This window comes from Paenimyroides marinum, from assembly GCF_900108395.1.
Taxonomy (GTDB): Bacteria; Bacteroidota; Bacteroidia; order Flavobacteriales; family Flavobacteriaceae; genus Flavobacterium; species Flavobacterium marinum.
Genome location: NZ_FNXE01000004.1, coordinates 32,384 through 44,555, shown reverse-complemented (window position 1 = coordinate 44,555; position 12,172 = coordinate 32,384). Strand labels below are relative to the sequence as shown.

Annotated in this window: 8 protein-coding genes and 2 tRNA genes; 6 read left to right on the top strand and 4 right to left on the bottom strand. The window is 37.9% G+C overall.

Annotated elements, in window-relative coordinates; translation table 11 throughout:
- Window positions 1–28: 28 nt before the first annotated feature.
- On the bottom strand, window positions 29–1,438 hold the full coding sequence (locus BLW20_RS02355; protein WP_091095919.1) for an MBL fold metallo-hydrolase: 1,410 nt from the start codon (window positions 1,436–1,438) through the stop codon (window positions 29–31).
- Window positions 1,439–1,511: 73 nt separating this feature from the next.
- Window positions 1,512–2,312 carry a sulfite exporter TauE/SafE family protein gene (locus tag BLW20_RS02350; protein WP_091095918.1) on the bottom strand — a complete coding sequence of 267 codons (801 nt, stop codon included), beginning with the start codon at window positions 2,310–2,312 and terminating at the stop codon, window positions 1,512–1,514.
- A 110-nt stretch (window positions 2,313–2,422) separates the two neighbouring features.
- Here BLW20_RS02350 and BLW20_RS02345 point away from each other — a divergent pair, with 110 nt between their 5' ends.
- Both BLW20_RS02345 and mscL read left to right on the top strand, forming a co-directional pair.
- Window positions 2,423–4,849 (top strand): bifunctional UDP-N-acetylmuramoyl-tripeptide:D-alanyl-D-alanine ligase/alanine racemase, encoded by a 2,427-nt coding sequence (locus tag BLW20_RS02345; RefSeq protein WP_091095915.1) that lies wholly within the window; start codon window positions 2,423–2,425, stop codon window positions 4,847–4,849.
- A 75-nt stretch (window positions 4,850–4,924) separates the two neighbouring features.
- Window positions 4,925–5,362, top strand: coding sequence for a large conductance mechanosensitive channel protein MscL (gene mscL / locus BLW20_RS02340; RefSeq protein WP_091095914.1), 438 nt, complete (start codon window positions 4,925–4,927; stop codon window positions 5,360–5,362).
- A 122-nt stretch (window positions 5,363–5,484) separates the two neighbouring features.
- Here mscL and BLW20_RS02335 read toward each other — a convergent pair.
- A tRNA-Gly gene (locus BLW20_RS02335) sits at window positions 5,485–5,557 on the bottom strand.
- A 36-nt stretch (window positions 5,558–5,593) separates the two neighbouring features.
- A tRNA-Gly gene (locus BLW20_RS02330) sits at window positions 5,594–5,666 on the bottom strand.
- Window positions 5,667–5,895: 229 nt separating this feature from the next.
- Here BLW20_RS02330 and BLW20_RS02325 point away from each other — a divergent pair.
- Genes BLW20_RS02325 through BLW20_RS02310 form a run of 4 tightly spaced genes read left to right on the top strand, consistent with a single transcriptional unit; the run spans window position 5,896 to window position 12,094 of the window.
- Window positions 5,896–6,375, top strand: a complete 480-nt coding sequence (locus tag BLW20_RS02325) for a GbsR/MarR family transcriptional regulator (protein ID WP_091095912.1) — start codon at window positions 5,896–5,898, stop codon at window positions 6,373–6,375.
- On the top strand, window positions 6,372–7,535 hold the full coding sequence (locus tag BLW20_RS02320; protein ID WP_091095910.1) for an efflux RND transporter periplasmic adaptor subunit: 1,164 nt from the start codon (window positions 6,372–6,374) through the stop codon (window positions 7,533–7,535). The genes BLW20_RS02325 and BLW20_RS02320 overlap by 4 nt, the downstream gene beginning before the upstream one ends.
- 12 nt (window positions 7,536–7,547) lie before the next feature.
- Window positions 7,548–10,691 (top strand): efflux RND transporter permease subunit, encoded by a 3,144-nt coding sequence (locus tag BLW20_RS02315; protein WP_091095907.1) that lies wholly within the window; start codon window positions 7,548–7,550, stop codon window positions 10,689–10,691.
- A 2-nt stretch (window positions 10,692–10,693) separates the two neighbouring features.
- Entirely contained in the window at window positions 10,694–12,094 is a 1,401-nt protein-coding gene (locus tag BLW20_RS02310) for a TolC family protein (RefSeq protein WP_091095905.1), read from the top strand.
- Window positions 12,095–12,172 lie beyond the last annotated feature (78 nt).

Sequence of the window (12,172 nt, the reverse complement as noted above, 5' to 3'; positions counted from 1 at the left end):
ACGAGGTCAGGATAAGTAAATCCTATTATTACTTGGCACTGCAACTGCTTTCGCATTCCTCAGAAACAATCGGTAAGCTGGTGTTTTTAATTTGTCCGAAACCGCCTATCACGTCAATCATGTTGTGGAAGCCGCGTGCTTTTAAAATCGAAGCGGCAATCATTGAACGGTAACCACCTGCACAATGCAGATACGTTGTTTTTTGTGAGGGAAAATCAGAAATATGTTCGTTAATAAAATCTAACGGAAGATTTGGTACTTTTTCAATATGTGCGGAAGTATATTCTCCGGGTTTTCTTACATCGATTACTGATTCTTCTCCGTTGTTCATTAAGGTTTCTAATTCCGTAGCTGTGATTCTTTGAATGCTGTCGGTTTCAAAACCTGACTCAATCCAAGATTGGATACCACCCTTTAAATAACCTAATGTGTTATCGTAACCCACACGCGACAAACGGGTAATGGTTTCCTGTTCACGTCCTTCTGGAGTTACCAAAATAATCGGTTGGTTGATATCGGTAATCAAAGAACCTACCCACGGAGCAAAACCTCCGTCAATACCAATAAAAATTGATCCCGGGATATGTGCTTTCCCAAAGCTGTCGGCATCACGAACATCTAAAATCAACGCTTCGTCTGCTGTTTGTTTAAATTCGGTAGCATTAAAGGCTTTGTTTTTTTCAATGATTGTATCAATGGCTTCATATCCTTCTTTGTTTAAACGTACATTTTCAGGGAAATAAGCGGGTGGTGGCAATAAACCGTCGGTTACTTCTTTTACAAATTCTTCAACGGTCATGTCGGCACGTAACGCATAATTCGTGCGTTTTTGTTCGCCTAACGTTCCTACAGTCTCTTTGCTTAGATTTTTTCCACATGCCGAACCTGCTCCGTGTGCCGGATAAACAATGACATCATCTGCCAACGGCATTATTTTGGTTCGCAAGCTGGTGTATAAAGTCGCTGCCAGTTCTTCTTGTGTCATGTGTGCCGCTTTTTGAGCCAGATCAGGACGACCAACATCGCCTAAAAACAAGGTGTCACCACTAAAAATAGCATGGTCTTTTCCGTTTTCATCGCGTAACAAGTACGTGGTGCTTTCCATGGTGTGTCCCGGTGTGTGCAGCGCTACAATGGTTAAATCTCCAATTTTAAATTCTTCCCCATCGGTGGCGATATGAGCATTAAACGTCGGTTGTGCTGTGGGACCATACACTACGGGTGCATTGGTTTTTTGAGAAAGCGTCAAATGTCCGCTGACAAAATCAGCGTGAAAATGTGTTTCAAAAATGTATTTAATTTTGGCGTTGTCTGCCGTTGCTTTATCAATATATTGCTGTACTTCTCTTAAGGGGTCAATGATCGCAACTTCGCCGTTACTCTCAATGTAATATGCTCCCTGAGCCAGACAGCCTGTATAAATTTGTTCAATCTTCATGATTTCAATGATAACGTTCTTAATGCAAAAATACTAAATTCTTAATAGATGGAAATGATAAGTGTCATATCGGTTAAAAGAGTTCCTTAAACATAATGTATATGGACATTAACACGATGAACCACCCGAAAATCCGTCGTAAATTTCCGTCGATTATTCGTTTCGATAAACGATTTCCTATAAATAATCCCACTATCGAAACAGTTGAAAATGATAGTATCAAAACCCAATCGATAGAATGATGACCTAAATCGCCTGTAAAGCCAATTAAACACTGGATAGCGATGATGGTTAACGATGTGCCTACGGCTTGTTTCATGGATAAATTGGCAAAAAATACCAAAACGGGAATGATTAAAAAGCCACCGCCGGCACCCACCAAGCCAGAAACTGTTCCTATCAGCAAACCTTGTGTAATCAATGGCACGGCTGATGTAACGATTTTTGGGGTTGCCAAATTCTTCTGTCTGGGTTTTTTGATCATTTTTGATGATGCTGCGAACATAACCACCGAAAAGATAAGCATAATTAGTTTAGGTTTAGAAACACTTACATTGTTTGAAAGCGTAATTACATCGGGCAACAACGGAACTAACTGCGAACGTGTAAAAAAAACCGCTAATAAAGAGGGAATACCAAAGAGCAGTACAATTTTAAAGTTTACATTCTTATCGATCGTATTCTTAATACTGCCAACCGCCGAAGTGCTTCCCACAATAAAAAGGGAGTACGCTGTTGCAATCACAGGATCAATCCCCACAACATATACCAGAATAGGAACGGTTAAAATGGATCCGCCGCTGCCAACCATACCCAACGTAACCCCGATGAACAGAGCCAGTGATAAGCCGATATAAAAATGTATGTCGTGCATAGAAAATTTAAGACCTTGCAAATTACAATAATATCATTGCTTAACAAAGCTAAAATTTCAATGATTTTTCAAAAAATATCTTAGTACCTTTGGGTATATTTTGGTTGAATATGAAAATTACATCAGGTACTTTAAACGAAATTTTACCTACCATTGCTTCCGTTCCGGAGAAAGAATTGACTCTTTTAGATATTTCGATTGATTCTCGTTCGTTACGAAATACAGAAAACACATTGTTTTTTGCATTAAAAGGAACGAATCACAATGCACACGATTATCTAACCGATTTGTACGCTAAAGGTGTGCGGTATTTTGTGGTAAGCCAACAGGTTAATTTACCATCAGATGCCCTTGTTTTTAAAGTAGATGATACATTGCGGGCACTGCAACGTTTTGTGGCTTTTTACAGAAAAACGTATCATTTTCCAGTAATCGGAATTACAGGAAGCAATGGGAAAACCATTGTGAAAGAGTGGTTAAACCAGTTGCTGGCGCCTTTGTATAACATTATTAAAAGTCCTAAAAGTTATAATTCGCAGGTGGGTGTACCATTGTCTGTAATCGCTATAAATGAAGAACACAATTTAGGGATTTTTGAAGCAGGAATTTCAAAACCCGGCGAAATGGATTTTTTAGAAGAAATCATTCAGCCAACCATTGGGATTTTAACCAATATCGGTCCGGCACACAACGAAGGGTTTTCATCAAAAGAAGAAAAATTGCAGGAGAAATTAAAGCTATTCAAAAATTCAGAAGTTTTAATCAGTGAAAAAACGGATTTAATCGCTGCTTACAAACCTGAAAAACTGCAATGGTTTACCTGGAGTTTTAACCAGCCTGCTCATGTGCGGTTTGAAAAATCAGTATCAACTTTAAAAGTGAACTATCTTGATAAAACTTTTATGGTTGATTTGCCTTTTAACGATCTGGCATCAATAGAAAATATAGCAACCTGTATTACCGCTTTGCTTTATCTGAATGTTTCTGTTGATTATATTAAAAAAGCTGTTCCGCGACTGCAAACCGTACAAATGCGCCTTCAGGTAAAAAAAGGAATTAACGATTGTTTGTTGATTGATGACAGTTACAGCAGCGATTACCAATCGTTAAAAATTGCTTTGGATTTTTTAGAACAACAAAAAACACATCAGCAAAAAACAGTTATTCTTTCTGATATTTTTCAAAGCGGTTTTCTGCCTGAAGTTTTGTATCAAAAAGTAGGTCAGTTGCTTACGCAAAACCATGTGTCAAGAGTAATTGGCATTGGAGATAAAATAGGTTCATATCTAAAAGATATTCCGCAGTTTCAAAGTTTTCCGGATACCGAAACTTTTCTGAATAACTTCAACTTAAAATCGTTTCGCAACGAAACCATTCTCATAAAAGGATCACGCAGTTTTCTGTTTGAAAAAATTGTAGCCGAATTAGAAGAAAAAACACACGAAACCGTTTTAGAAATTAATTTGGATGCCATTAGCCACAATCTGAATTTTTATAAATCAAAACTAAAATCTGCTACCAAGATAATGGTGATGGTAAAGGCATTTGGCTACGGAAATGGTAGTTACGAAATAGCAAAATTACTGGCACATCATCAGGTTTCCTATTTGGGTGTGGCGTTTGCCGATGAAGGAGTGGAATTGCGTAAGGCCGGAATAAAAATCCCTATTATTGTGATGAATCCTGAAAATTCTGCTTTTTCAACAATGATTGCTTATCAGCTGGAACCTGAAATATATAATATGCAAGAACTAAAAGCGTTTATGCAAGAGGTAGAAAATCAAAACAGCCATCCGTATCCCATCCACCTAAAATTAAATACGGGAATGAACCGCTTGGGCTTTACTGAAAAAGATTTTGATGAATTAACGACTGTTCTTTCACAAACCGATCTGGTTAAAGTAGAAACCATTTTTTCGCATTTGGCAACCAGCGATATACCCCAAGAAAGAGCGTTTACCCTAAAGCAGATTCATACCTTTCAGAAATGGACGGCTGATATAAAAGAGCGATTGAAAATCAATCCTGTTTTGCATATTTTAAATACATCGGGCATTTACAACTTCAATGAATATCAAATGGATATGGTTCGTATTGGCATTGGGTTGTATGGTGTGGGTAACGATGTGGAAGAAGATGCACAATTGCAGAATGTAGCCACCTTAAAATCGGTTGTTTTGCAGATTAACGAAATTGAAAAAGACGAAACAGTTGGTTACGGACGTAGGTTTAAAGCAACCAAAAAAAGCAGAATAGCCACCATTCCCATAGGTTACGCTGATGGAATCCGTCGCAGTTATGGTAACGGCAAGGGATATGTATTGATTAACGGCAAAAAAGCGGCAATTGCAGGAACCATTTGTATGGATATGTTAATGGCTGATGTTACTGATATTGATGCAAACATAGGCGATGAGATACTTGTTTTTGGCAATGATTTACGAATAACCGAAGTAGCAAAAATATGGGAAACAATACCTTATGAAGTAATGACATCGATTTCTCATAGGGTAAAGCGGGTTTTTTATAAAGAATAGAATTTAGTTAAAAAAGTTGTTAAAGAAATCAAAAATTTTACCTTTGTATAAATAAAATTAAAAATAAATATTGTTATGGGATTTGTAAAAGAATTTAAAGAGTTTGCTGTAAAAGGAAACGTAATGGATCTTGCGGTAGGGGTAATTATCGGCGGGGCGTTTGGTAAAATTGTGGACAGCGTTGTAAAAGACCTTGTGATGCCAATTGTATCGGCAATTATCGGTTCTCCTGATTTTAGTAATATGTACGTGGTTTTAAAAGATCCTACAAACGGAATAACAAACGGCATGGCATTGGTTGATGCACAAGCTGTTGAAAATGCAGTAGTGTTTGCTTATGGAAATTTTATTACCGTAGCAATAAACTTCTTATTGTTGGCATTTGCAGTATTTTTAATGGTGAAAGGAATTAACAAATTAAAACGAGAAGAAGCACCTGTTGAAGAAGCACCTGCAGGTCCAACACAAGAACAATTGTTGGCAGAAATCCGCGATTTGTTGAAAAAACAATAGTTAGGTTTATATTAATATTATTTTTAACTGCCGACGGAGTTCAAAACTCTGTCGGGGTTTTGTTTTTAGAGTCTATTAAATAAAAAAATCCTTATCGTTTTCGATAAGGATTTATTCTTTAGAGCGGAAGACGAGGGTCGAACTCGCGACATTCAGCTTGGAAGGCTGACGCTCTACCAACTGAGCTACTTCCGCGTTTACGATTTTTGAATCTTCGTTTGATTTTCCAAGAGCGGAAGACGAGGGTCGAACTCGCGACATTCAGCTTGGAAGGCTGACGCTCTACCAACTGAGCTACTTCCGCGTTTACGATTTTTAAATCTTCGTTTGATTTTGTGAGTGCAAATATAGATATTAAAAAATATTCAATGCAAATTTTTTTTAATGTTTTTTAAGAAATGAATAATGGCTTAGCTGTAATGATAAAACAATCAAATGATTAAATACCTAATTTAGATTTAATAAAAAATTAACAGGTTTTTAGTTCGGTAGTTGCCGAACTAAAGGTAAATTTGCAGTGAAAAAAAACAGCAATGATGCAAGATATTTTAGAGTTGGATCTGTTTAAGGAAGTAGCTACACATTACGAAGTGTTCTATAAATTACCGCCGTTAACAGCCCGTATTTATGCACTGTTGGTATTTAATAACTGCAAAGAAGGGTTGACGTTCGATGATGTTTTAGAAACATTTCAGGCAAGCAAAAGCTCTGTTTCGCACAGTATTAATTCGCTGATAGAACTTAATTTTATTGAACAATTTAAAAAAGATTGTGAACGCAAACGTTATTTTAGAGTAAAAAAGAACCTGTTCCTTATCCGTATGGAAGATGTTTACAAACGTTTGATCCGCGAGAAAACAATAACCCAAAAATTAAGAGCATATAGAAAAACACAAGGAAACGAATTATTTAAACAAGAAGAAGTAGATGTTTACATTTCGCATTTAGACAATGTAACAGAATCAATAGAAAAAACAATTCAAAACTTAAAACTCCATATCAAAGACAAATGAAAAATACCATTCAGAATTTTTTAATGATAGCAATAACAGCATCGGTAATAGGCTGTTCTAATAAAGAAGAAGCACCGCAGGCTGCAGCTCCGGCTTTAGATGTTGTTGCAGCAACTACCAAAGATGTGGTTGGATTTACTACATTTCCGGCTACAATTCAAGGAAAAATAAATAACGATGTTCGTGCCAAAATTCAGGGATATATTCAGGAAGTATATGTTCATGAGGGGCAGGCTGTAACTAAGGGACAACCTTTGTTTAAATTAGAAGCCAATACGTTGACAGAAACGGCGAGCGCGGCAAAATCAGGTATTTCGGTAGCACAGGCAAACGTAAACGTTGCACAGGTCGAAGTAGATAAATTAGTGCCATTGGTTGAAAAGGGAATTATAGGAAGTGTGCAGTTAGAAACCGCAAAGGCAAATCTGGCATCTGCAAAAAGTGCTTTGGCTCAAGCAAAAGCAAATTACGGTTCGGCAAATGCCAATGTTGATTATTCGGTGGTTCGTGCACCAATAAGCGGAGTTGTTGGTCAACTACCCTTGAAAAAAGGAAGTTTGGTTGGTCCGTCTGACCCAACGGCTTTGACAACCATTGCAGATATTAGCTCGGTATATGCTTATTTTACAATGAACGAAAAAGAATATTTTCAATTCTTAAACAGTTCAACGGGACAATCATTAAACGAAAAAATTAAAGGTCTTCCAGAAGTAGAATTACAGTTGGCAGACGGAAGCATTTATGCTGAAAAAGGTAAAATAGAAACGGTTTCAGGACAGATTGATGCAGCTACGGGAACAGTTCAGTTTCGTGTGGCATTTGCCAATCCTAACAAATTGTTGAGCAACGGAAACAGCGGAACCATTCGTTTACCAAAACAATATGCCAATGTGTTGGTAGTTCCTGAAGTAGCTTCTTATGAACAACAGGGAAAAATCAACGTTTACAAGGTGGTAAATGATACGGCTGTTTCAACGGTGGTTGATGTGGTTGACCGTGTCAATAATATGATTATCGTAAAAGAAGACGAAAAGAATTTAATTAAAAAAGGCGATTTAATTATTGTAAGCGGTGTGGGATCATTAAGAAACAAAGCTGCGGTTACACCTAAAACTGCAAATTTCGATTCTATTGTTAATGCTGTAAAACCGGTTTTTTAATCTGAAAATATTATGTTAAAAACTTTTATCGAAAGACCTGTATTATCTACAGTAATTTCTACTTTAATAGTCATTTTGGGTGTTTTGGGATTAACGGTTTTACCTGTTACCCAATACCCTGACATTGCACCGCCAACGGTTCAGGTGGCTGCTTCATATCCCGGAGCCAATGCACAAACGGTGCTTGAAAGTGTTATTGTACCTATAGAAGAACAAATCAATGGTGTAGAAGGAATGGATTACATTACCTCTACAGCCAGTAACGATGGTTCGGCTTCTATTCAGGTTATTTTTAAACAGGGAATTGATCCCGATATTGCAGCGGTAAATGTACAAAACCGCGTTTCTCGTGCCACGCCTTTATTGCCAAGTGAAGTAACGCGTTCGGGTGTAACCACTCAAAAACAACAAACTTCTTCATTGATGTTCTTGTCGTTTTATTCAGAAAATGAAAATTACGATGCAACTTATATCCAGAATTACATGAACATTAATGTAATTCCTGAAATTAAAAGGGTAAATGGTGTGGGAGATGCAAGTGTGTTTGGAGCAAAAAACTACTCGATGCGTATTTGGCTGGATCCTGCAAAAATGGCTGCCTATGGCTTGGTTCCTAACGATGTTACTGCGGCAATCAATGAGCAATCATTAGAAGCTGCTGCCGGGCAATTAGGGGAAAATTCAGGAGAATCATTCCAGTACATTATCAAATACAGCGGTAAATACAAAACCGAAGATCAATATGAAGATATTGTGATAAAGTCGTTAAGCAACGGACAGGTATTGCGTTTAAAAGATGTTGCTGAAATTGAATTGGGAGCACAAACCTACGGGGGATATTCAGAATTGAACGGAATGCCCGCAGTAGCGATGGCTATTTACCAGACGCCGGGTTCAAATGCTCAAGAAATCATCAATAACATAAAAAAAGAATTAAATACGATTGAGAAAAACCTGCCTGAAGGAATCAAATATAAAATCAATTTAGATACGAATGAATTCTTAGAGGCGTCGATAGACAAGGTGGTTCACACCTTGATAGAAGCTTTTATCCTGGTTTTTATAGTTGTTTATATTTTCTTACAGGATCTTCGTTCTACGTTAATTCCATTAATTGCAGTACCAGTATCTATTATTGGTACGTTCTTTTTCCTTAACCTGTTTGGGTTTTCGTTAAATCTTTTAACCTTATTTGCCTTGGTGCTCGCCATTGGTATTGTGGTTGATGATGCCATTGTGGTGGTGGAAGCCGTACACGCAAAAATGGAAGAAACCGGTGAAGATGCAACTACTGCCACCAAGAAAGCAATGAGTGAAATTTCCGGGGCCATTGTTTCAATTACTTTGGTAATGTGTGCTGTGTTTATTCCGGTAACGTTCATCACAGGTCCTACAGGGGTATTTTACAAACAGTTTGGTGTTACGTTAATTGTGGCTATTGGTATTTCGGCATTAAACGCATTAACATTGAGCCCCGCTTTATGTGCTTTGTTCTTAAAACAACACGGTGACAAGCACGGAAAAAAACGCAATTTTGTACAGCGCTTTTTCGATGCTTTTAACGATGCCTTTATGGCAATGACCAACAAGTACGGTCGGTCGTTTAAATTTTTGTTTAAACACAAGTGGGTTTCGTTCGGAATTTTAATAGTCTGTTTAGGATTGACGTATTTTGCAAATAAAACCATGCCGGCAGGGTTCGTACCAAGTGAAGACCGCGGTTTTATTATGGGGAATATCGAACTTCCTGCAGGTGCCTCTGTTGACAGGGTTTATAAATTAGAAAAAGAGTTTTCTGCACAGGCAGAAAAAATTCCAGGTATTGAATCGGTAACTGTTATTTCGGGGCGAAGCATTATTTCCGGAGCAGGTTCAAACTACGGTTTCTTGCTGATAAAAATGGAAGGTTTCGATAAACGGGATACACCCGATAAAGAAGCTGATGCCGTAATTGGACAGTTGTTTGGTTTAGCAGGAAAAAATTTCCCCGAAGCTAAAATGATTTTCTTCCAGCCGCCAAGTATTCCGGGGTTTGGTATGTCGGGTGGTTTTGAATTGAAGCTGTTAGATAAATCAGGTGGTGATTTAAAAGATTTTGATCAAACCACGCAAAATTACCTCAATGCGTTAATGCAGCGACCAGAGATTATGTACGCACAAACGCCATTTAATACTAATTATGCTCAATATGAAATTAAACTGGATATTGTTCGTGCAAAACAGTCGGGTGTTTCGGTAAGTAATATCTTCTCGGCATTGCAAGGATATATCGGAGGGAATTACGTAAGCGATTTTACCCGATTTGGTAAACAATACCGTGTGATGCTACAATCATTACCAGACGACCGCAAAAACATATCAAGCCTTAATGGAATGTTTGTTCGTACCGCAACAGGAGCAATGGCACCTTTAAGTCAGTTTGTAACCTTAGAAAAAGTGTACGGACCACAATCGGTCAACCGTTTTAACTTGTTTACATCAGCAAACGTTTCGGGTGCACCAAAACCGGGATATTCGTCAGGTGATGCCATTAGAGCCGTTCAGGAAGTAGCGCAGCAAAATCTATCGACCAATTACGGTATCGATTTTACCGGATTGTCTCGTGAAGAAATCAATGCCGGTTCACAAACCGTCTTAATCTTCGCGTTGTGTATCGTGTTTGTATATTTTATTTTGGCAGCACAGTATGAGAGTTATATGTTGCCATTTGCGGTAATCTTATCATTGCCAACAGGTATTATGGGAGCATTTATTTCGCAAAAGCTTGCCGGTTTAGAAAACAATATCTATTTCCAGATTGCACTGGTCATGCTCGTGGGACTACTCGCCAAGAACGCCATCTTAATTGTTGAGTTTGCCTTACAGCGAAGAAAGCACGGCGAAACTATTTTACAGGCAGCTATTGATGGAGCCAAGGCACGTTTACGACCTATTTTAATGACATCATTCGCATTTATTTTAGGGTTGATGCCATTGGTTTTCGCCGGTGGGGTTGGATATATAGGTAACCGTTCCATTGGTACAGGTGCAGCGTTTGGTTTGTTGATAGGAACTGTTTTAGGGGTTTTTGTTATACCTGTGTTGTTTGTAATTTTCCAGGCAATACAAGAAAAAATAAAACCTATGAAATTTGATCAAAAAGCAATAGAAGAATAAATATGAAATCAATATATAAAATAACTTTTGTAGCAATAGCGGCAGTTTCGTTGCAGTCGTGTATTGCTACAAAAGATTACCAAAAACCACAGGTTTGGGACAACGCATCGTTTAACACTACCGATGTTTTAAAAGACAGTGCTGTGCAAAGTGTTATGCCGTGGCGGCAGGTTTTTACCGACTCGTTTTTACAACAACATATCCAAACAGCGTTAGATAATAATCTGGATATTCGCTCGGCAATTGAAAACATCAATCAGGCACAATCTTATCTTGCACAGGGCAGGGCAGGGTATTTACCCACCTTTAATGTGGGTGTCAATTATACACATTCGGTCAACTCCATAAATACACAGTTTGGTCGTATCCTTGGTCAACGCCAGCGATTAGACCAGTTTGATATTACCGGAAGTTTAGGTTGGGAAGCCGATATCTGGGGTAAAATCACCAGTAAAAAAGCAGCAGCCGAAGCTACTTATTTACAAACCGTAGCGGCGCATCAAGCAGTAAAAACACAGCTGGTAGCTATGGTGGCATCGGGTTATTACAATTTATTGGCGTTAGATGCCCAGAAACAAGTAGCTTTAAAAACGATTGAAAACCGTTCAAAAAGTTTGGAAACCAACAAAGCATTGAAAGATGCCGGCAGAGTAACCGAAGTAGCCGTTAAACAAACCGAAGCACAAATGTTGAATGCTCAGGCTTTATTATTGGATATAGAAAACAACATCAAGGTTCAGGAAAATTCGTTGAGTATTTTACAGGGAATGTTTCCGCATACTATAGAACGTTCATCGTTTGATACCATGCAGTTGAACATTAATACAGAGGAAGGAATTTCAATTGAAACACTAAACAACAGACCCGATGTACTGGCGGCTGAATTGGGCTTTAGAAATGCTTTTGAGTTAACCAATGTTGCCAAAGCCAGTTTTTATCCTACATTAAAACTAACGGCAAGCGGTGGTTTGCAATCGGTAGATTTTGAAAAATTGTTTGATCCAACGTCGTTTTTTGCAAGTATTGTAGCCGGTATTGCACAGCCTATTTTAAACGGCAGACAGATTAAAACCCAGTATGAAATCAGTCTATCAAATCAAGAAAAGGCTTTTGTAAACTACAAGCAAACCGTGTTAAACGCAAGCAAAGAAATTTCGGATGCGTTATATGCCATTGATACCAACGAAAAGAAATTGGTTTTAAAACAAAAAGAAGCCGAAGCTTATACCACAGCAGTTAACTATTCTCAAGAATTGCTAAACAATGGTTTGGCAAGTTACTTAGAAGTGTTGACAGCTACTGAGAGCGAATTAAATGCACAGTTAAATATTATTACCACGCAATACAACTTATGGAATGCAAACATTCAGTTATACAAGGCAACTGGTGGTGGTGTAGAGTAATAGCTTTTAATTACAGAAATTCTCTTAAAGGTTGCCAAAATTTTGGCAACCTTTTTCTGTTTTGTATCTTTGAAAGAA